This window comes from Anaerovorax odorimutans (assembly GCF_024459955.1).
GTDB lineage: Bacteria > Bacillota > Clostridia > Peptostreptococcales > Anaerovoracaceae > Hominibacterium > Hominibacterium odorimutans_A.
Window position 1 is genome coordinate 94,739 of record NZ_JANFXK010000004.1, and the last position, 21,109, is coordinate 115,847.

At 48.7% G+C, this 21,109-nt stretch carries 22 protein-coding genes, 1 tRNA gene and 1 riboswitch; of the genes, 2 read left to right on the forward strand and 21 right to left on the reverse strand.

Features of this window, described 5'->3' with window-relative positions; genetic code table 11:
- Positions 1–142: 142 nt before the first annotated feature.
- The 5 genes from groL to NE619_RS05195 all read right to left on the reverse strand — a co-directional run bounded on the left by groL (position 143) and on the right by NE619_RS05195 (position 5,333).
- Positions 143–1,783 (reverse strand): chaperonin GroEL, encoded by a 1,641-nt coding sequence (gene groL / locus NE619_RS05175; protein WP_256131311.1) that lies wholly within the window; start codon positions 1,781–1,783, stop codon positions 143–145.
- A gap of 22 nt (positions 1,784–1,805) precedes the next feature.
- Positions 1,806–2,084: a co-chaperone GroES gene (locus NE619_RS05180; protein ID WP_256131312.1), complete on the reverse strand. Its 279-nt coding sequence runs from the start codon at positions 2,082–2,084 to the stop codon at positions 1,806–1,808.
- Positions 2,085–2,290: 206 nt separating this feature from the next.
- Positions 2,291–3,085, reverse strand: a complete 795-nt coding sequence (locus NE619_RS05185; protein ID WP_256131313.1) for a prepilin-type N-terminal cleavage/methylation domain-containing protein — start codon at positions 3,083–3,085, stop codon at positions 2,291–2,293.
- Positions 3,086–3,638: 553 nt separating this feature from the next.
- Entirely contained in the window at positions 3,639–4,523 is an 885-nt protein-coding gene (locus NE619_RS05190; protein ID WP_256131314.1) for a DNA-3-methyladenine glycosylase family protein, read from the reverse strand.
- Entirely contained in the window at positions 4,524–5,333 is an 810-nt protein-coding gene (locus NE619_RS05195) for an ATP-binding protein (protein WP_256131315.1), read from the reverse strand.
- A gap of 72 nt (positions 5,334–5,405) precedes the next feature.
- On the opposite strand from NE619_RS05195, the gene NE619_RS05200 reads away from it, so the two are divergent.
- Complete coding sequence (locus tag NE619_RS05200; RefSeq protein WP_148396995.1) at positions 5,406–5,576, forward strand: DUF362 domain-containing protein; 171 nt, start codon at positions 5,406–5,408, stop codon at positions 5,574–5,576.
- A gap of 65 nt (positions 5,577–5,641) precedes the next feature.
- Here the strand turns inward: NE619_RS05200 and NE619_RS05205 are convergent, their stop codons facing one another.
- The 13 genes from NE619_RS05205 to NE619_RS05265 form a co-directional block, all read right to left on the reverse strand.
- The gene (locus tag NE619_RS05205; RefSeq protein WP_256131316.1) at positions 5,642–6,286 is read right to left on the reverse strand and encodes a redox-sensing transcriptional repressor Rex; all 645 of its coding nucleotides are present in this window, start codon (positions 6,284–6,286) and stop codon (positions 5,642–5,644) included.
- 73 nt (positions 6,287–6,359) lie between these two features.
- The gene (gene acpP / locus NE619_RS05210; protein WP_256131317.1) at positions 6,360–6,587 is read right to left on the reverse strand and encodes an acyl carrier protein; all 228 of its coding nucleotides are present in this window, start codon (positions 6,585–6,587) and stop codon (positions 6,360–6,362) included.
- A gap of 152 nt (positions 6,588–6,739) precedes the next feature.
- Positions 6,740–8,695 (reverse strand): ribosomal protection-like ABC-F family protein, encoded by a 1,956-nt coding sequence (abc-f, locus tag NE619_RS05215; RefSeq protein WP_256131318.1) that lies wholly within the window; start codon positions 8,693–8,695, stop codon positions 6,740–6,742.
- A gap of 17 nt (positions 8,696–8,712) precedes the next feature.
- Entirely contained in the window at positions 8,713–9,729 is a 1,017-nt protein-coding gene (gene tsaD, locus NE619_RS05220) for a tRNA (adenosine(37)-N6)-threonylcarbamoyltransferase complex transferase subunit TsaD (protein WP_256131319.1), read from the reverse strand.
- Between the two features lie 9 nt (positions 9,730–9,738).
- A complete protein-coding gene (locus NE619_RS05225; RefSeq protein WP_256131320.1) occupies positions 9,739–9,942 on the reverse strand; it encodes a hypothetical protein in 204 nt (67 codons plus the stop codon).
- Positions 9,943–10,862: 920 nt separating this feature from the next.
- Entirely contained in the window at positions 10,863–11,327 is a 465-nt protein-coding gene (gene rimI / locus NE619_RS05230) for a ribosomal protein S18-alanine N-acetyltransferase (protein WP_256131321.1), read from the reverse strand.
- Positions 11,320–12,009 (reverse strand): tRNA (adenosine(37)-N6)-threonylcarbamoyltransferase complex dimerization subunit type 1 TsaB, encoded by a 690-nt coding sequence (gene tsaB / locus NE619_RS05235; protein ID WP_256131322.1) that lies wholly within the window; start codon positions 12,007–12,009, stop codon positions 11,320–11,322. The genes rimI and tsaB overlap by 8 nt, the downstream gene beginning before the upstream one ends.
- Complete coding sequence (gene tsaE / locus NE619_RS05240) at positions 11,997–12,422, reverse strand: tRNA (adenosine(37)-N6)-threonylcarbamoyltransferase complex ATPase subunit type 1 TsaE (RefSeq protein ID WP_330640670.1); 426 nt, start codon at positions 12,420–12,422, stop codon at positions 11,997–11,999. The genes tsaB and tsaE overlap by 13 nt, the downstream gene beginning before the upstream one ends.
- A 121-nt stretch (positions 12,423–12,543) precedes the next feature.
- Positions 12,544–12,620 (reverse strand) — tRNA-Pro (locus NE619_RS05245).
- A 130-nt stretch (positions 12,621–12,750) separates the two neighbouring features.
- Complete coding sequence (locus tag NE619_RS05250; protein ID WP_256131323.1) at positions 12,751–13,323, reverse strand: ECF transporter S component; 573 nt, start codon at positions 13,321–13,323, stop codon at positions 12,751–12,753.
- A gap of 103 nt (positions 13,324–13,426) precedes the next feature.
- A riboswitch (FMN riboswitch) is annotated at positions 13,427–13,558 on the reverse strand.
- A gap of 61 nt (positions 13,559–13,619) precedes the next feature.
- On the reverse strand, positions 13,620–14,687 hold the full coding sequence (locus NE619_RS05255) for a HipA domain-containing protein (RefSeq protein ID WP_256131324.1): 1,068 nt from the start codon (positions 14,685–14,687) through the stop codon (positions 13,620–13,622).
- Between the two features lie 127 nt (positions 14,688–14,814).
- Entirely contained in the window at positions 14,815–15,567 is a 753-nt protein-coding gene (locus NE619_RS05260) for a zf-HC2 domain-containing protein (RefSeq protein WP_256131325.1), read from the reverse strand.
- Complete coding sequence (locus NE619_RS05265) at positions 15,560–16,048, reverse strand: RNA polymerase sigma factor (protein ID WP_256131326.1); 489 nt, start codon at positions 16,046–16,048, stop codon at positions 15,560–15,562. The genes NE619_RS05260 and NE619_RS05265 overlap by 8 nt, the downstream gene beginning before the upstream one ends.
- 155 nt (positions 16,049–16,203) lie before the next feature.
- On the opposite strand from NE619_RS05265, the gene NE619_RS05270 reads away from it, so the two are divergent.
- Positions 16,204–16,884: a hypothetical protein gene (locus NE619_RS05270; protein WP_256131327.1), complete on the forward strand. Its 681-nt coding sequence runs from the start codon at positions 16,204–16,206 to the stop codon at positions 16,882–16,884.
- A gap of 68 nt (positions 16,885–16,952) precedes the next feature.
- On the opposite strand, the gene NE619_RS05275 is transcribed toward NE619_RS05270, so the two are convergent.
- From NE619_RS05275 to NE619_RS05285, 3 genes are all read right to left on the reverse strand, one after another.
- Positions 16,953–18,347, reverse strand: a complete 1,395-nt coding sequence (locus tag NE619_RS05275; RefSeq protein ID WP_256131328.1) for a DEAD/DEAH box helicase — start codon at positions 18,345–18,347, stop codon at positions 16,953–16,955.
- A gap of 117 nt (positions 18,348–18,464) precedes the next feature.
- On the reverse strand, positions 18,465–19,907 hold the full coding sequence (pepV, locus tag NE619_RS05280) for a dipeptidase PepV (RefSeq protein WP_256131329.1): 1,443 nt from the start codon (positions 19,905–19,907) through the stop codon (positions 18,465–18,467).
- On the reverse strand, positions 19,879–21,102 hold the full coding sequence (locus NE619_RS05285; RefSeq protein WP_256131330.1) for a CapA family protein: 1,224 nt from the start codon (positions 21,100–21,102) through the stop codon (positions 19,879–19,881). The genes pepV and NE619_RS05285 overlap by 29 nt, the downstream gene beginning before the upstream one ends.
- Positions 21,103–21,109 lie beyond the last annotated feature (7 nt).

The following is a 21,109-nucleotide window of genomic DNA, read 5'->3' on the forward strand; positions in this document are numbered from 1 at the left end:
TTATACCACAGTTTTTCAAATTCTAACAGCTTTATTCTATGCAGCTCATATTCCGGCCGGCACTGTCTTCTTTCATATTCCTAAAAAGGAAGAGCAGTCTGCTTAGCAGACTGCCCGAAACTATTTTTTTGGAAATGTCAGATTACATCATTCCCGGCATTCCACCCGGCATTCCGCCGCCCATCGGAGGCATTGCCGCGCCTTCTTCTGCCGGAGCATCCGTTACGCCTGCTTCTGTTGTCAGGAGCATTGCGGAAGCGGAAGCCGCGTTCTGCAGAGCGGATCTTGTAACCTTAGCAGGGTCTACGATACCTGCGTCGATCATGTTCATATATTCTTCGTTAGCTGCATTGAAACCTACGCCTGCGTCGCTTGTGAGGACTTTAGCCACAACTACGCTGCCTTCAAAGCCTGCGTTTTCTGCAATCTGTCTAACCGGTTCTTCCAGCGCTCTCTTGATAATTGCAGCGCCTGTCTTTTCGTCGCCGGCCAGGTCTTTCACATATTTTGCTACTGCCGGAATCGCATTGGCCAGCGCTACGCCGCCGCCGGATACGATACCCTCTTCAACTGCTGCTTTTGTAGCGTTAAGAGCGTCTTCGATTCTCAGTTTTCTTTCTTTCAGTTCTGTTTCCGTAGCTGCGCCGACTTTGATTACTGCTACGCCGCCGGACAGCTTAGCCAGTCTTTCCTGAGTCTTTTCCTTATCGAAATCAGAAGTGCTTTCTTCGATCTGCGCTTTCAGCTGATGAACTCTTGCTTCGATTTCTTTTGCGTCGCCTGCTCCGTCAACGATCACTGTGTTTTCTTTGTCAACCTTAACGGTCGCAGCTGTACCCAGCATGTCGATAGTAGCTTCTTTCAGGTCATATCCCAGTTCTTCGGAGATTACTGTACCACCGGTCAGGATAGCGATATCTTCCATCATAGCTTTTCTTCTATCGCCGAATCCCGGAGCCTTAACTGCTACGCAGTCGAACGTTCCTTTCAGCTTGTTAACTACGATTGTAGCCAGAGCTTCGCCTTCCATGTCTTCGCAGACGATCAGTAGTTTTCTTCCCTGCTGTACAACCTGTTCCAGAATAGGCAGCAGGTCCTGAATGTTGGAGATTTTCTTATCTGTCAGTAAGATGTAAGGGTTCTCTAAAACAGCTTCCATCTTTTCTGTGTCTGTTACCATATATGCGGACAGGTATCCTCTGTCGAACTGCATACCTTCCACTACGTCCAGAGTTGTTCCCATGGATTTCGCTTCTTCAACAGTGATAACACCGTCTTTTCCTACTTTTTCCATAGCCTCTGCGATCAGAGAACCGATCTGTTCATCAGCTGCGGAAATGGACGCAACCTGAGCGATGCTTTCTTTGCTGTCAACTTCTTTGGAAATCTTTTTGATTTCGTCAACTGCTACGTCTACCGCTCCCTGGATACCTTTTTTCAGTACCATTGGGTTTGCTCCTGCAGCTACGTTTTTAAATCCTTCTTTGATGATGATCTGTGCCAGCAGTGTCGCAGTTGTTGTACCGTCACCAGCTACATCATTGGTCTTGGTCGCAACTTCTTTAACCAGCTGAGCTCCCATGTTTTCAACGGAATCTTCCAGCTCGATTTCTTTTGCGATGGTCACGCCGTCGTTGGTGATCAGCGGTGATCCGAATTTCTTGTCGAGAAGAACGTTTCTTCCCTTTGGTCCTAACGTAATTTTTACTGTATCAGCAAGCTTATCAACACCTGCCTGTAATTTTCTTCTGGCGTCCTCACCATAGTGTAATTCTTTTGCCATTTGTCATTCCCTACCTTTCTTATTATTCCACGGTTGCTAAAATGTCTCTCTGGTTTAAGATCGTGTATTCATCACCCTGATATTTGATTTCTGTTCCCGCGTACTGGGAGAAGATTACAGTGTCTCCTGCTTTCAGCTCCATCTTTTCGTCTTCTGTTCCAGGTCCAACTGCAACGATCTCTGCCATCTGAGGCTTTTCCTTTGCCTGACCAGGCAGTACAATGCCACTGGCTGTCTTTTCTTCTGCTTCTAATCTTTTAATAACCACTCGTGCGCCCAAAGGCTTAATTCCAAAACTCATAGTTTCATCTCCTTCACTTTTATAGTTATTTTATTACTTCCAATTTGTTAGCACTCACTCTTTACGAGTGCTAACTATAATTTAATACTTTCCGCCTCCATTGTCAACAGGTTTTTTGGGTTTTTTGGTTAAAGTTTTTTTAAAGAAAGGAAAACGGCAGCCGGGCCGGTTGCTTTTGGCCTGCTGCCGTTTAAAAGTTCTATATCTTATTTTCTTTCCTTAAATTCATTGTCTTTTAAAAATTCGTTGATGAATCCTTTGACCCCGTCCTTTTGGCCGTTTTTATAGTCGTTTGCCTTTGAGATACTGATCCTTTTTCCACTTTCCGCCGAATAGATAACCCCGTCTATTTTTACGATATTCGCTTGCCACTGCCCATGATGGTTACTCTCATACGCTATTGAGCTTGCAAAATAGATAACAGTACCATTACCCAGCATATAAGGCCGCCAATACATCGTACCTGAAAGCCCCGCCTTTTGCAAATCCGCATCACTGACCTTCGGCAGACTCCCATATTTGTTATATACGTTATCGATCAATGTGCCATCTGCCCAGGTCTTATTCCCTAAAGCCGCCATTTCCTGCTTCACAATGGCCTCGAACTTGCTAAACTCATCCTCCACGCACTTGCAGGTAAACTCGCCCCGATACCCCGCGCCGGACGGCACCAATCGAAACTCATAATCCTGATCATACACTGGGCACTTGATTTCTCCTTCATAATAACCATTATCCAGCATATACTTTGCTACATTAGTCCCAGTAATATGCACGACTGCTGCTGTGGTCGTACAGCTCCTGATTTTCGGGTCGTAGTTGTACATGGCGATAAATTTCTGCTCCAGGTCACCCCGCTGAATCGCGCATCTGGTCTTTTCCGTCTTTTTAATATAGCCAATATAGGTTGGAACCAGGACCGCGGCCAGCACGGCTAAAATTACCAGCACCACGATCACTTCCACCAGCGTAAATCCTTTTCTGCATCTCTCCCTATTCATAATGCGCCCCCTTATTGCTGCGGAATCTTTATCTACAGAAAACATTCCGGTTTTATTTTACCACAAATTTTGGATATGAAAAGCCCTGATGGGAAAATCAGGGCTTTTGCGGCAAGGAGGTCCTTTGTCATCTCTTCTGGCAACATTCCAAAAAATTACAATTTCCGTTTTATGTTCCAAACGGCACTCTAGCACCATTTGGTGAACATATTTTTTCTTGAATTGTGTGAGATATCCAAACAACTCAGGCTCTGCCTGGAGCAAAACAGCAAATTTATCTAAACAACTACCAATTTGAAAACAAATTAATGATTTAGAGAGTTTATGCAAGCTTGTTTTATGTTCTACTCTGCGACAAAAGACGCAATATGGAACATAAATCCGAAAATTTCCTAAATCTGACATATCCCTTAAACAGATTCGGCACCGCCATCGGCCCAACTGCCGAATTTTCATGGATAAACCTGAGACGGACAGTCTTTCTCATGGGCAAGCTCTAAAGCGGACAGCCAGCCCCGGCCCGCACTGTTTCATTACCGCCGTTTCACCGCTTTCACCGCTCACCGCGGCCGGTTTCTCTTATATAATAGAAGAGATATTGCTGGGCTATGCCCCCGTATTGGCCGAAGGCCCGGCTTGCGAAAGCATCGATTTCTTTGGCTGTTTCCAGTCCATAGAGCTGCTTCATGACCTTTTTCATCCACACGTCAACGGGAAAGCAGTCGTACTTGCCCATGGAAAAGAGCAGAATACAGTTGGCCACCTTCGGGCCCACGCCGGGAAAACCGGTAATGTATTCAAAGGCTTCCGCAGCCGTTACGTCGGGGCTGCCCATGGATTCCAGCATGTCCGCGCCGTCAGCGACAACTTTTCTGGCCGTACCGATCAGATATTTCGCCCGGTAGCCCAGCCTGCACTCCGCCAGGTCTTCCGGTTCAAGGACGGCCAGGGCCTCCGGATCCGGGAAGGTATAATAAGAAAGGCCGTCCAGCTGGCCGGCCTTTTGCCCAAACTGACGGCACAGGGCCTCAATGCATTTTTTGATTCTCGGGATATGGTTGTTCTGGGAGATGATGAAGGAAAGCAGTGTTTCCCATTTATCCTGCTGCAGCAGGCGGATTCCTCGGCCGCAGTCAATGGCTTTTTTGATGATTGGGTCCCTTTCAGCCAATTCTTTTTTTATCCGGCCGTAGTCACGATCCAAATCCAGATAATCGTTCCAGAATGTATCGAAGTCTTCCTCCGTCACATTGGAAAGTGTCAGCCGCCCCTGGCCGCCGGGCCCTTGGCAGGGTTCAAATTGAATATTGGCGATCCGGTTTCCTGCGATGCCGGTATAGCTTCCGTCCGGCTGTCTGCTCCACCGAAAGGCCTGGCCGCAATCGAAAATATGATCCAAATCAAAATCCCGAACATTTTCCCTGATAACCCGATTCATTTATTTCAGCCCTCTCACTTCTATATCAAAGCGATTTACGTTAAAAGCCGTCATCTCCTCAACCTGGCGGGCCGCCTCTTTCTGCAGAGCCGCAGCCTGGGCCACAAGATTGAAGCCGATGCGCATATTGATCAGAACCGTAATCTCGACTCCTTCCACAGCAGTGATTGTCATCACCCGCAGAACGCTTTCCACACTCTCCATGCGGGCAGCCACACATTCCACGATATCACTGAAAACTTTATCCGACAGCTTGTAATCTCCCAGGTAGCTGTAAGTCGGGCGCACCACGGACTTCTCTGCGAATCCGCCCTTGTTGGCCGCGCTCCACCCGCGGAAGATGCGCATGGGGGACATGAAATAGCCGGAAAACTGCCGTTTCAGCTGAAAGGCCGGGGCCGGAATAACGTGCTGCCCCATTTCATGGCGCTGTTTATGGGCGATTGCCCGTTCCTCCTCCGTGGTGATATCGGTTATGTAAATGGTCTCTGAAATCTGCGGAAGTTCCAGCCGCTTTACGATCCGCCTCACCATTTCATCTGAGGTGCCGATCACCAAAAGCTTCTTCGGCGGGGTACTGCGGACACTCTCCGCCACCTCCTGCCGATGCTCGTCCTTGGTGAACAGGGCTGTCTTGACGGCGCCCACCTTGGTTGCCTGTCGTTTTGCCGAAATGCCGGCCATTACTTTATTCTCGTAAATAAAGAGCCCGTCGTCGATAATGCCTTCAATATTTAATTCTTTACATAGGTTTTGGGCCTGGTAGCTCTTACCGGTGCCACTTTTACCCACAAGTGCGTAAACTTTCATCTTGAATTCTCTATACCCTTCTGTTATAATCAATTGTATCGTGAAGATAAACATTAAAGGAGGTTGTTTACAATGGCTTATGTAATTAAAGATGCTTGTATCAGCTGCGGAGTATGCGCAGGTGAGTGCCCAACTGAAGCTATCTCAGAAGGCGACGGAATCTATGTGATCGACGCTGATAAGTGCATTGACTGTGGCGCATGCGCAGGCGCTTGCCCAGTTGACGCTCCGGTTGAAGCTTAGTTTATACATACTATCTTGTATACGTAATAACCGTTTCTTTTTAAGAAACGGTTATTTATTTTTTGCTATTCATTTTCTGTCGCGTTGCGGTTCATGTGGTATGCCAGGGAATGAAGGCTGTCGCTCAGATGCACGTTTTCAATGGCTACGTGATCCGGCACCTCCAGATCCACAGGAGCAAAATTCCAAAGGCCGCTGACCCCTGCGAAGCAAAGTTTGTCCGCAACTTCCTGGGCGCTGTCCTTGGTCGTACAGATGATACCTATATTGATCTGATTCTCTTCCACGTATTCCACGATATTTTCATAGTCCATGACTTCAATATCATTGATCTTCAGGCCGATCAGCCTTGGATTGATATCAAAAATACCGCAGACTACGAAACCCGCTTTGTAGTAGTACGTGTAGTTGGCAATGGCCTGACCCAGATTTCCCGCTCCCACGATAATCATTTTGTACTCTTTATCCAGTCCCAGAATGGCACTGATCTCATTGTACAGGCCTTCTACATTGTATCCGTATCCCTGCTGTCCGAAGCCGCCGAAGTTGTTGAGATCCTGACGGATCTGAGAAGCCGTATATCCGATCAGGCTGCTGAATTCGTTGGAAGAGATCTTATCCACTCCCTTTTTCTGCAGCTCTTTCAGGTATCGTCTATATCTCGGCAGGCGTTTGATAACCGCATTTGATATTTTCGTATCTTTCTTCATTACGTTTCCCCAATTTTCCTTATAATTTGCAAAACCCGTCTTGCGACGGGTTTTCTTTTCCTGATCTGCTGTCTTACGCTTTTTCTTCTACATATTTAACGATATCGCCGACAGTCTGGAATTTTTCTGCGTCTTCGTCCGGCACTTCAATGTCGAATTCATCCTCGATCGCCATAATGATCTCAACTGCGTCCAGAGAGTCAGCTTCCAGATCCTTCATCAGGTGAGTCTCCATCTTTACCGCATCTTCTTCAACGCCCAACTGTTCCGCAATAATACCTTTGATCTTATCAAAAACCATAATATACCTCCATTCAGTTAAAACATTACCTGTTTATCTTATTTGCCCATTGCAAAGTTTATCCGCAAATAACTCAAACTTATTATAGTAGACACTTCTTTATATTGCAACCGTTTTTTAACTTTTTTTACATCGGCGGTCTGGAAATTACACTAAACTTCCTGCAATTCCACCCATCTTTCGTATTCGCAGGACAACTCCTCCTTCGCCGCGTCCAGTTTTTCGCTCAGCTCTTTCAGGCGGGCGGGATCGGTCATGACCTCCTCCAGGCAGAGCTCTGTTTCGATCTCTGAAATCCGTTTTTCCAGTTCTTCAATATTCTTTTCCGCCTGTTCAAGCTGTCTTTTGAGACGCCGCTTTTGGGCTTCTTCTTCCTTTTTCAGACGACGTTCTTCGCTGACGCTGAGCTTGCCGCCCTCTGATTTCTCGTTTTTCCCGGACAGCTCTTCCAGATACTTTTTCCCGGACTCGATCTCCTGTTTCTTTTCCACATAGTAGTTATATGTGCCCAAAAAAGGAGTTATTCCTTCCCGGCCCAGCTCAAAGATTCTCGTAGGAATCTTATTGAGAAAATAGCGGTCATGGGAAACCACGATGACTGTTCCCGGAAATTCTAAAAGCGCATCCTCGAATACCTCTTTGGATTCAATGTCCAAGTGGTTGGTCGGCTCGTCCATAATCAGCGTGTTGGCACCGGAAAGCATCAGCTTTAAAAGGGCCAGACGGGCTTTTTCTCCACCGCTGAGGGCGCTTACCGGCAGAAAGACCATGTCTCCCTGAAAGAGGAAGCTCCCCAGGATGGAACGAAGCTCCGTATCGGTATAGAGCCGGTACGCGTCGTGAAGCTCTTCCAGTACCGTATTGCCGCCGCCCAGCAGCTGCTGTTCCTGATCGTAATAGCCAAAGTCTACATTATGTCCGACCTTCAGCCGTCCTGAGTTGGGAGAAAGATCTCCCAAAAGAATTTTAAGGAGCGTCGTTTTTCCCACTCCGTTGGGTCCGACGATGCAGATTCGTTCTCCCCGCTTGATGTCGAAACCGACGTTTTCAAAGAGGCGTTTTTCGTTGGAGCCGTAGCCAAAGCTTTTGGACAGGCCTTCTCCTTCCAGCACGTCATTTCCCGTTTTAAAATTCTGGCGAAACTGCAGTTTCATCCTGCCTCGCACAGCCTCCGGCCGGTCCACCCGTTCTACGGCGTCCAGCCTTTTCTCCCGCGATGCCGCACGCTTTGCCAGCTTTTCCGTTCCGTGCTGTTTAAACCGGCGGATGATCTCTTCCTGACGGGCGATTTCTTTTTGCTGCTGCTGATACTGGCGCATCTGCGCTTCCCTGCGCTGCTTTTTCTGCTCCGCGTAATTGCTGTAGCTGCCTTCGTATGTATAAAGCTTGTGGTTTTCCACCTCAAAGATCCGGTTCACCGTCTGGTCCAGGAAATATCGGTCATGGGAAACCAGCAGGATCGTCCCCCGATAGGATTTCAGGTATTGCTCCAGCCATTTAAGCGTGCCGATGTCCAGGTGGTTGGTGGGCTCGTCCAGAAACAACAAACCCGGTTTTTTCAGGAGCAGGCAGGCCAGTGCCAGGCGAGTCCGCTCACCGCCGCTGAGCGTGGAAATCTTCTTATTGTAAAAATCCTCACCAAAGGCCATGCTGCTGAGAATGCCGCTGATCTCACTCTTGTAGCTGTAACCTCCCTTATCCCGATATTCCTCCTGCATCTGGTCGTACCGCTGCAGCAGGCGGTCCACCTCCGGACCGGATTCGCCCCTGTCGGCTTTTTCCGAGATTTTAGCGGAAAGCTCCAGCATGTCCTTTTCCATCTGTTCTATGCCGGAGAAAATAGCCTCCACTTCCTCCAGGACTGTGTTTTCCGATTGAAAGTTATCGCTCTGTTTCAAATATCCAATTGTGGTGTCCGCAGACACAAAAAAATCTCCTGCATCAGCGGTAAGCTCGCCGGACAGGATTTTCAGCAGTGTTGTTTTTCCTGCGCCATTGGCACCGATGATGCCGATGCGGTCTCCTTCATTGATGTGGAAGGAGACATCCTGCAGGATCACATCGACTCCGTAGGTCTTTGTCAAATCCTTTGCTGATAAAATAATCATCTTTCTTTTCCTTCTGCTTATAATGGTAAATTGGGAATCGCGTCCAGTGTCAAATCGTCCGTGACCCCTGCTTTGTATTTGTAATATGCCGCGCAGCCGATCATGGCTGCGTTGTCCGTACAGAGAATGGGCGATGGGTAATAGAGAGCAAGGCCCTCTTTCTTACAGGCTTCCTCCATCATGCTCCGCAGCTTGCTGTTGGCTGCCACGCCTCCGGCCAGCACGATCTTATCCTTTTTCATTTTTACTGCCGCCGATACCGTCTTGGTTACGATCACATCCAAAACAGCCTGCTGGAAACTGGCGGCCACGTCGGCCACCTGAATCTCTCTGCCTGCCTGTTTCTCCGAGTTAATATAGTTGAGCACGCCGGTCTTGATGCCGCTGAAGCTGAAATCCAGGCTGTCCTTCTCCAGGAAAACCCGTTTAAATTCCACCGCATGAGGGTCGCCTTCCTTTGCGATTTTGTCGATCAGCGGGCCGCCCGGATACCCAAGGCCCAGCACTCTTGCCACCTTATCGTATGCCTCGCCCGCCGCGTCGTCACGGGTCTTTCCTAAAACGCGGCATTCATTATAGCCGGTCACTTCTACGATATTTGTGTGCCCCCCGGAAATGACCAGAGCCATGAACGGAGGCTCCAGCTCCTTGTGTTCTATGTAATTAGCGCTGATGTGCCCCTGTATGTGATGAACGCCCACCAAAGGCTTGTCCGCTGCCAGAGCATAGGCCTTGGCCGTCGCCAGCCCGATCAGCAGCGCTCCCACCAGGCCGGGGCCATAGGTTACGCCGATCATATCCACCTCATCCATCGTCACCCCCGCTTCCGCAAGGGCCTGGTCCGTCACATGGTTGATGTTGTCCAGATGGTGGCGGGAAGCGATCTCCGGCACCACCCCGCCAAACACCTGATGCACCTTGATCTGAGATGCGATAATATTGGAAAGGACATGCCGCCCCTCCTGAACGATCGCCACTGAAGTTTCATCACAGCTGGATTCAATCGCCATTGTCAATAATTTTCCGTCTTTCATAATTATCCTCTATTCTAAAGGGAAGATCTGATTCTGCGCCTTTACCACGCATTGATTGTCCGACGACAGGTGCCGGCAGTTCTCACAGGACTGATACGTCCCCATATTGAACATATCGAAATCATGTCTCCTGGAAAATCTGCTGCAGTGTGACGCCACCGCCACCATATCATCGCCCAAACGTTCTTCCTCATAAAAATCATCGTGTCTCATGATTCCCTCCTCGAAAGCTATTCTTACTACTAGTATCCTCCGGGAATCTTTTTTTATACCACACGAGCTACGTCGAGTGTGGTTCAATGGTTCCGACCTCTCGGCAACAAGGAAGAATATCGCACGCGATATTCTTTTCAATTGAATCGGCTCAGCAAAAAAGCCGTCCAAAAGGCAAATTACTATTTTTATCAACAAGCAGTGAAAAATCGGATTCTTGTTGACCTTTTTTCAAGGATACAGAGCATCCCAGTAGAGAATCTCAAGCAAAATGCCGTTTTTCGCAGGCGCAGAGACCGCAAACCTTGAAAATACCTCAACAACAAGGCCGAAATCAATTCGTCGTTGAACAAATATGTACATTGTCGAAAAAGGGGCACGCTAAAAAAGGCTGCAACTCCCAAATTTGCGCATTTCTCAACAATCCTGCGGCCCCGAACCGACCGGCAGCACAAATTTTCATTTCTTACGCTTTCGAGTCCCCGCAAACCCGCAGCTTTGCGTAACCCGACGCCGATTTACAGAAAAAGTTACCGCAACTCCCAGAACCGGGCTAATTCCAGCCATTCGCATCCAAAACAGATAAATATCCAATAGCTGCCGAAAAAAGCGAAAATATGATAGTTTTCCCTAGCTTGCCATTGGAAAATCAGGAAGAATATCAAAATATGCAATTATATCGAAACTCAGCGATACTTTCAGGCAAGAACACGCTAAAATTCTCTCAAAACTATCAAAATAACGCACTTGAACGCTTATAATTGATATTTAGTCGCTTTTATTTCCCCGAATCCGTGCAAAAGTATCAAAATCGTACTGTTTCCCTGCCGCTATTGATATTTTGGGGAGAGCGGGACCGGAACGAAGCGGGAGCGGCAGCCGCAACAGAACGGAAGCGAGAGCGGCAAGCCGCAGCCCCCTTAATTTTTCAGCGGCTCAGCCGGATCTCTCCACATGATCACCGCGTCCTCGCCGTTATCCTGATAATATCCTTTGCGCAGGCCCTCTTCCTTAAAGTCAAATTTGCGGTAAAGCGCCTTCGCCGCTTCGTTGGAGCTCCTCACTTCCAGGGTAAACCGCCGGATTCCCTGCCCCTCCGAAAACTCGATCATCACCGCGATGATGGCGGAAGCGATATGCTTTCCCCGATGTTCCGGCAAAACGGCCACATTGGTAATATGCCCCTCATCAACAATGAGCCACATACCGGCATATCCCACGATTTCTCCGTCCAGCTCCGCGATTACATAAAAGGCCAGTTTATTTTCCGTCAGCTCCTGCCGGATGGATTCCCTGCTCCACGGTGTGGAAAAACAGATTTCCTCCAATGCGGCAATTGCGCCGATATCGTTTTCATCAGCCTGTCTAATTACTAAATTACTCATTTTTCTTCTCTTCCAATTTCCGCTCGGCTTCCGCCTTTCGCATATAGTTGGGTTTTAGCTCTTCGTAGCTGACCGCTTTTCCCTGCGAAAACAGGTCTTTTGCCAAACGCGCCACGGAAGCCGCCGACTGCAGGCGTATTTCCTCCGGTGCCAGCTGCGCTTCCTGAAAATAGTCTGCGTACGCTTTTGTACCGTCGCCGAAAAACATTCTCTGATCGCCGGCAGCATCTACTTTTTCCAAAAACTCTTCTATTAAATACGGCGCGCCGGTCACCACTTCCTGAATCGCACCGTTCTCCCACCGGTAAGCTCCTGCATAAACCTGGTTTCTCCTGGCATCAAACACCGGGCATATCAGCCCTTTATAATCCGGTGCCTGATATGCGAAAGCTTTCAGCGTGGGAACAGCGATCGCTTTTACGTCCAGCACCTGCGCCAGCGCTCTGGCGGAAGATACTCCGATACGGATACCGGTGAAGGAGCCGGGCCCCTGGGAGGCTGCCACTGCCGTTATATCGGACAGCCTGAGATTATTTTCCGCCAGCAATTCCTGCGTCATAGGCATCAGGTGCTGCAGATGGTTCAAAACCCCGTCCGACTTTTTCAGAAAGATACGCTCCTCTTCATCTATAATCGCCACAGAAGCATGCGCTCCTGTCGTCTCCAATGCTAAAATGTACATCGATATATCCTTTCCCCCTCATGCTGCCCGTATTCGATAAAGATCTTTTTCGCTTCCTGCGGAATCAGCTCCTCAATCAGGTCCGCCCACTCAACGACGCACACGCCGTCACCGAAAAAATACTCTTCATATCCCAATTCAAACATCTCATCCGGGTCGCCGATCCGGTACACGTCAAAATGGTACAGGGGAAGCCTTCCGTCGTGGTATTCCTGTACGATAGTGAAGGTAGGGCTGGTGATGGTTTCCTGGATTCCCAGGCCTTCTGCGATATACTTGGTCAGGGCCGTCTTTCCTGTACCCAGGTCGCCGATGAGGGCGATGATGTCGCCCTTTTTCGAGTTCTGTCCCAGCTGACGCCCAAACACTCTGGTTTCTTCTTCATTTTTTAAGGTTATTGTTCTCATATCCATTTATTCTACCACAAGAAAAGTAAAATTGAAAATAGCCTTTCAGGCAAAAGCAGCTTTTGCAAACAGAAAAACAGCTTCCTTTGGGGAAAGCTGTTTTTCTGTCAAGGTTCGCCCTTTGATCTGGTCTGAGTGACAGGAATTGAACCTGCGGCCTCGTGGACCCCATCCACGCGCGCTACCAAACTGCGCCACACCCAGCCGTTTAATATTCCGTGTTCCTTTCTATTCTACCATAGACGCTCAAATTGGCAAGTAGAAATTTAAAAATACCCGGCAGAATCTAAAAGATCTGACGGGCATTTTCGTATATGGACATTTACATGAATCTCTATCTGTGCAGGAACTTCGATATTCTCTTGTACAGGAAGAACGTCAGCACTGCATTGATACCCGCCTTTGTAAAGTTAAAAGCGATAATAACCGGAATCATAGCCACGATCGCGGATCTCGGCGCGCCCATAAAGTACGGGGTGATGAGAATATTGGCCGGAACCATGATGATCACCATGGCCAGAACGCCGCAGATCAAAGCGATGATCGCTTTTTTTCTGGTCTTTTCACCTTTGTAGATCGAACCTGCCACCAGCACAAAGGCTCCCGTAGCGATCACATGCATCAAAATCCCGTATGCGCCGCTGGCCGAGCTGACCGTCAGGCCCTGGATAACGGATGTGACTACCGTCAGCAGAAGACCCGCCCACGGCCCAAAGGCAAAGGTGCCGATCAGGATTGGAATATCCGCCGGATCATACTCATAAAAGGCCGTAAACATCGGTATATGTATAAAATATACCAGTACGACAGAAATAGCTACCAGCATGCCCATCTTCGCCAGCTTAACCGAATTGGACTGCCTGTGTCCGTTTTGATTCAAATTCTCTCCCATTTTCGCTTCACTCATTTTGATTCCTCCATTTTTCTGTGAATAATTTCAGGAATCTGTCAGGTCACTAAAAAACCCTGGAATTAATTCCAGGGCAAAGTCACTAAATACATGAAAAGTATCCGTGTTTCTTTCATCCGGACTATACCGTCGGTACGGGGATCTGACCCGTTCGGCCGAAAAGGCTCGTGGACTCGTAGCTCGCAGGCTCATTACCACCGGTGAGGAATCGCACCTCGCCCTGAAACAGATTTTCTTTACAGTTGTATTATAGTAGGTAAATCGGATGTTGTCAAATTTTTGTTTGGGGCCGCCTACCGGCTCCTCTTCTGAAGCTGCCTGTAACCCTCGAGTATAAAGGCTTTTAAAAAAGCTTCATCAAAGTCATAGCCGCTGCGGTCCCTGGTTTCTTTGAAAATATCATCAAGCACCCCTTCGGAAAAAGGCGGCAGTTCAATGTGCAGACCTTCGGTGTCGAGGAAACGTAAAAATTCCCGCAGAAGGCCGCCCTTCCTCTCCTTTGACAAACCATAGTTGGCAAATAAACTGTTATTGTTGTCATAGTTTGGCGCCAATTTTAAAATCTTTCCCGTCCGCCGGTCGGTAAGCATTCCGTAGTTTTTCGTGTGACGGTCGTAATTCTCGCATAATGCGTCCAGGGTGCACAGGTTCAGGTACTGCTTTGCCATGGCAGAGGAGTATTTCAGGAGCTCCCAGTAGTTGTACGCGTAATCATCATCGGGAACCGTCCTGCCTGCTTCCTCATGATCCCTCATGACAGCGTCAATATGCTGCAAATTTACAGTCCCGGCAGTAAAGTCCTTCGTTTTTATGAACCTGCCGTTTTCGGCAATCTCATACTCCGCCATATCAAAGCCCAAAGCCTTGCCGATCCGGTAAGTCAGATATTCGGAAACTATTTCATGAATCGGTTCATTTTTATAAAGCCACCAGACGCCATCCTCCAGCTTCCAGCCTTTTTCCTGCGCGCCTATATTGGTCAGCTCCGGCGTTCTGGAGGGTTGAACCGACAAGCCGGAAAAGTCCCGATATAAAGCCAGACTAAAAAAATCATTTTTCCGGAACAAAATATCCTGATAGGTTCGTTTGTCCGTCTCCGCCTTTACCCAAAAGTTATCCGTAATGGCGGCGGCATCCATTTTCATCGCGGTTTCCAACGCGGCTGCGTTTTTCGACAACCCCTGCCTTGATTTCACAGCCCGGGAGTTTGGTCGGTTAGGATCTACCGCACGTTCTTCGATCCACGCTTTCACATTTCCCCTGTTTTTTATATACAGCGGCGCCAAATCCGGATCTAAAATTTTGAAGTCAAAGGCCTCATCATACTCCACGACCGGCTTATCTCCTGCCATAATATACATTTCTTTTTCCCCCTGTCGGCACTATCTCTATTTCGTATCACGCTTTTTCCGTTCCCTTTATTATACCACAGCTCCCCCATCTTCCAATCCGGTGATCCAAAATTTAATATTGATCGAGCGCCTGTTCTTATTGATCCGCCTTTATGATCTTCTCTCCGGCAACCGCGTTTAAATCGTCAATCTGCTGATAGACCAGCTTCTTAAAGTCATCGGACACCCACAGCAGATAACGGGGCGAGCCTGGCGTCGCCTGGTAATAGACAGCCACTGTCCTGATGGATTTAGTAGATTTCTTAGTACCGTCCACATCTGTCACGGTTCCATACACACTATCCTGCGGATCAGAGGAATAACTGAAAGAGACTTCATTTTTCATGGGTTTTCTTTCGAATATTCTGGTCCACAGGGAACTGGTGCAATGGACGATCTCCGCCTCATATTGATACTTGTCATCTTCTTTGACCAGCTCAGACTCCCCATACCAGCCCGCGTATGACTGGCCATTAAAGACCATATTGTACTGCGTGGGAATCTTTTTGTCCTGCACCACCGAAACCTTGATATCTTCATAGGAAATCGGCGTTTCCGCCATCTGCATAAAGACGGAAAGTCCCGTCCAAAGTCCAATCAAAACCACTGCGGCTGCGATGACGATCAGATACCTTTTCCGCAGCTTCCTTTTTATTTTCTGCAGAGCGCCCTTCCCTTCGTCCTGCTGCTGCGGTTTCTCAACCTGCGTCTGCATCTGCCGCAGCGTCTTTTCGCAGTCAGCGCATTGGGCAAGATGCTCTTCGATCATCCTCCGGCTTTCCTCACTGCATACGCCATCGATATACAGCGGCAGCAGGTCTTTTACAATTTTACATTCCAATTTATCCATGCCATTCCTCCTCCAATTCCTCTTGAATCCTTACTTTTGCCCGGTAATAGATCACCCGGGCCCATCCTTCGCTTTTGCCAAAGAGCCTCCCGATTTCCTTAAACGGCAGCTCACCGAAGGTGCGGACAGAAAAAACTTCTTTATATGGCTCTTCCATATGGTGGAGAATCTGATAGATCCGCAGCGCGCTTTCTTTTAATATAAATTCTTCTTCCGTATCGGAAGGCGCCGCTTGTTCCCGCTCCGGCTCTCCGGCAAGGCGCTTTTCCTTTTTCAATTCCCCAAGATAAGTATTTCTGGCAATTTGGCAAAGCCATACCCGCAGCTCACAGTCACCGCGAAAAGAATCGATTGCTTTCAGTGCTTTGAAAAAGGTTTCCTGCGTGATTTCTTCCGCAGTCGCTTTATTCCGGCTCAAAGCAAGCATGTATTTATAGACATCTTTAAAATATCGATTGTAGATTTCATCAAATTCCTTCACCGTCTCACCTCTTTGACTATATGACTCCGATGGAGAAAAAACGTTACAGCTTTTTTTTATCTTATCACAAAACACCCTTTTATTAATGTTTCTTTAATCTTTCCGTGTTTTAATATAACCATAATCAGGAATTATCAGTAAAGGAGGAAGTAAATATGAATACAAGCATTGCAAGGAAAGCGACAGCGGTCATTGTGGCACTGGCCATGGTCATGACCATGGGAATCTTCACCGCCGCCCCCGTTTCAGCAGCCAGCTCATCCGCTCCTAAAATCGAAAAGATCAAATATGACGGGAAGGGAAAAGTGGAAGTTGACTTTTATGGAAAGGTTAAATACAAAAAGGTTAAGGTGACGGTCAAGGACACTTCCGGGAAGAAATACAAGGCTTCTATCCGGGACAAGGACAATGACGAACTGGAATTTAAGATCAAGAACTACAAAAAAGGGAAAAAATATAAGTTCACCATTAAGGGCATTAAAAAAGCCCGTGCGTCCAAGTACACTTCCGTAAAAGGAACGGTTAAAATTCCGGCAGCCAAATCTTCCAAGGCGAAGATAAAGGTTAAAGACATTGATTACGACTATGAAGATCAGGAAGTAAGCTTTGATTTCAAGACCAAGGTTCAGTGGAAAAACCCGAAGGTAAAAATAACGGATTCCAACGGAAACAGCTACAGCACAATCATCACGGACAGGGATAACGACGATCTGGAAGTATACGTTTCCGGTCTGACCTATGGAAATAAGTACAACTACTCCATCTCCGGCATCAAAGCCAGAGGAGCATCTTCCTATACAACCATAAGCGGTTCATTCTACGCAATTGACGACTAAGTCTAACAGCACGAAAAAAGAAGGCAGGCCCATTAGATAATGCGGCTGCCTTCTTTTTTTACGTCCTATTAATTTCTTCTGCGTCCGGAAGGCTGTCTCCGTCTTCCTTCCTTCTTTTTCTTCTTACCGGATGGCATCGCCCTGTGGGGCTCCTGGCTGATTTCGGCGATTTCATCGCCCATCTGCATCTGCAGCAGCGCTGCGGCCAGGTATTCGACGGAATAGCCGCTTTCCTTAACCTTTTTGTGAAGCAGCTTGCCTATGGGCCTCAAATCCCGGTTCTCGGACATCTGAATCGCCTGATTGAGGATCTTCTCTGACTTGCTCTTCATCACCGATACGGCGGAAGGCAGCGTGCCTTTGGTAAGGTGCGTCCTGCAGTAACCCTCAATGCTTCTCAGCTTGTAGATTTCTTTTCCTACCACAAAGGTAAAGGCCTTGCCCTCTTTTCCCGCACGCCCGGTTCTGCCGATTCTGTGGACATAAGCTTCCTCTTCCTGTGGGATATCGTAGTTAAAGACCGCTTCCACATCATCCACATCCAAGCCTCTGGCCGCGACGTCCGTAGCTACCAAAATGCTGGCTTTTCCATGACGGAATTGAGCCATGGCGGCATTTCTCTGCCCCTGGCTCAGGTCCCCGTGGAGGGGCTCCGCCGGATATCCTCTGCCTTTCAGCTCTCCCGACAATGCGTCGGCACCTCTCTTTGTCTTGCAGAATATCAGCGTTCTTTTGGGATCGTGATAATCCAGCAGGCGGCACAGAGCCTCTGTCTTGTCTCTGCCTTTCAGCTCAAAATAGAACTGTTCCACCAGGGGAATCGTCAGTTCTTTCTTTGTAGTCTTAATGAGGGCCGCGTCTTTTTGATATTTTTTCGTAATGTTGAGGATCGCCTGGGGCATGGTCGCAGAAAAGAGTACAGTCTGCCGTTCCTTTGGCGTATCGCCCAGGATCGTCTCGATATCTTCCCGAAATCCCATATTGAGCATTTCATCGGCCTCATCGAGAACCACCGTTTGAATGCCGTCCAGCTTTAAGGTTCTGCGTCTCATATGGTCCATAATCCGGCCGGGCGTTCCCACGACGATCTTGGTACCGTTTTTCAGCATCTGAATCTGCTTGGACATGTCCTGTCCGCCAAAGACCGGCGCGATTTTAATGCCCTTGATATATTTTGAAAACCTTCTCAACTCTTCTGTCGCCTGGATAGCCAGCTCTCTGGTGGGACACAGCACCAGGGCCTGTATGCCGTGGCTTTCCGGTTGGATTTTCTGGATCAGCGGGATTCCAAAAGCCGCTGTTTTCCCTGTGCCCGTCTGGGCCTGACCTACCAGATCTCTGCCTTCCATCATGACCGGGATCGCCCGCTGCTGGATGGGGGTCATCTGTTCGAAGCCCATCTCTTCTACCGCATGGAGGATTCCCTTGTTGAGTCCGGACTGATTATAATTCATTTGTTCCATTAAAATTCTCTTATCTTTCTTTTTTCTTCTAAACAATAAAAGCCGGCGCTCGTTTACTGGAGCGTCGGCTTCTTTTTTACGATTCTTAATCAGTATACGCTATAAGGACCGCCTAAGTCAACTGTTTTCTTCATTTCCCGGATCGCAGGCCAGGCGGAAAATGGCTTCCGCATAGATTTTGGTCATGGCTACCAGACTGTCCACGGACAGACATTCGTTTTTCTGGTGGCCCAGCTCCGGTTCTCCCGGGAATCTGGCGCCAAAGGCAATGACATTTTTCATGGCTCTGGCGTAGGTGCCGCCGCCGATCACCAAGGGCTCACCGCTTTCATCTCCGGTCTGCCTTTTATAGATATCCATGAGCGTGACGATCATCGGGTCATCCGCCGGGATATAGATCGGCTCTTCGTGCTTTTCCTTGACAACCCCCAGATTATAGCGGTCCAGCACCGGCATGATGCTCTCATAGACCTTATCGCCTGTGGATGTGACCGGGTAGCGGACATTGACCGTAACGGAGGCCGCTTTTCCGTCCATGGCCGCCATGCCCACATTGAGAACCAGTTTTCCCGACGGTTCATCGTAAAGTCCGCATCCCAGGGATTCGCCGTCCAGCTCGTAGCCGATACAGGAATTATAGAAGTCAATAAATTCATTGGTGTCTTCATTGGCAAAGCTCAGAGTCCCCAGAAAGTCCATCAGGATGGAAATGGCGTTCACTCCCTGCTCCGGCTTGGCGCCATGGGCGGAAACCCCCTCTGCGGAAATTTCCAGGCTCTTTCCGATACCTTTACAGGTTACTTTAACCTGTTTTTCTTCGCGGAAAGAGGCCGCCTTTTCCCGAATTTCATCATAACCGCCTCCGGTGGTATCACGGACCACAGCCCGTGCGTGGTCCGCCACCATATTGGCTGCGTTTCCGCCGCTCAGAGAACGCAGCTCCAGGCCTTTGGCCGTATCGCCGTTCAGCTTTTTGGCAATCTCAAAGACCAGGATGCCCTTCTCCCCATGAATAGCGGGGAAATCTCCATCCGGCGTAAATCCGTAGTCAGGAGGCGCGACCTTTGAAAGGTAGTGATTCATTCCCTTCCAATTGGTTTCTTCGTCCAGGCCCAGGATCAAACGGACTGTATCTTTGAGGGGCGCTCCGCTGTCCTTGACCGCTTTCATGGCATAAAAGGACGCGATCACCGGTCCCTTATCGTCCATGGTTCCCCGACCGTAAATCTTTCCATCCGCCAGAACGCCGCCGTAAGGTTCATAGTCCCAGTCTGTTCCCTCCGGAACCACGTCCAGGTGGCCGACGATACCCATGATACCGCCGCCCTTTCCCGTCAGATCGATATGCCCGCCGTAGTGGTCCACATCCCTGACAACAAAGCCTTCTTCCTCGCCCTTTTTCATCATGTAATCCAGCGCCTGCTGAACCCCTTCTCCAAAGGGATATTCCCCTTCCGTATCTTCAGCGATACTCTTAATCCGAATCAATTCCTGCAGAGTACGGATCATCTGCTCCTTGTTTTCTTCTATATTATTGTTGATTGATTCCAAGTATTCCATCTGCGTCCTCCCTGGCCTGTTTGGCTCTGGACAAATGTCCGGATGCCGCCAGCGCCTCATTTTCTTTCAGTTTCTCATCCAGCGGAACAATTGTGTAAACCTGTTTGCCGCCGGAGTAGTATTTGTCCACCCAGGTGGGAACTGCGCTCATGGAAAGCTGACTGATTCCGCTGTCTTCAGCATATGTAAGATCTACCCTTGCTATGACGCCTTGCTCCGTGTAGCGGTTGTTCAGCGTTTCCGTCCTCTGGTTGGAAATGAAATTTCCCATGCTGTAAAAGACCGGAACCTTTTTCCCGGAATCACCTGCGGTGAGCCAGGCTGTTTCCTGCAGCACATGGGGATGGGAAGCAAAGATTATGTCCGCGCCCATGTCGGCGGTCAGCTGCGCCAGCTTTTTCTGATATTTGTTGGCAGCCTTCTGGTACTCTTCGCCCCAGTGATAATAAGCTATGATCACCTGCGCTCCCGCGTTTCTGGCCCGATCAATGGTCTCCCTGATTTTGCCGGAGTCCTCTTCAAGGGTATTAAAATTAAAGGAATTGATATGAGCCGCCACTTCATCGGAAACCGCGCTGCCATTGATGGACACGCCGCCGCTGCCGGAGCCGGTTTCGTATGTAAAGGCAACTACACCCACCTTAACACCCTTCACGTCCTGAATCAGATAGCGTTCCTGCTCTTCCTCCTTCACGCTGCCAACAGCAGGCAGACCGTTTTTTTCCAGGACCTTCAGGGTTCGCAGAATTCCCTCCAGACCTTTGTCCGCCATATGGTTATTGGCGGTAAGCGCCACATCAAATCCCGCGTTTTTCAGCGCTGTGGCGATGGCATCCGGGGAACTGAAATAAGGAAAGCCCGAGTAGGGTTTTCCGGAAAAAGTGGTTTCCACGTTGCACAGAGCCAGATCCGCCGCCTCAATGTAGGGCTTTACATATTGAAAATTGTTGTCGTAATTGTACTCTTTTTTCTTCGAATCGTACTGGGCCTCGGTCTGGGGATTATGGGACATGATATCTCCCACGCATACGATTGACAGCGGAATCTCCCTGGCCGGCTTGCTTGCATCTGTCGGAGCCCCAGCCGGCGCGGCGGCCGACAATTTTGTCCAGGCTAAAAGAATAGCCAGCCCCAGCAGAGCCAGGGCCAGCATACTAAAGACTCCTATTTTTAATTTATTTGTCTTTTTTTCCATTTTTTCT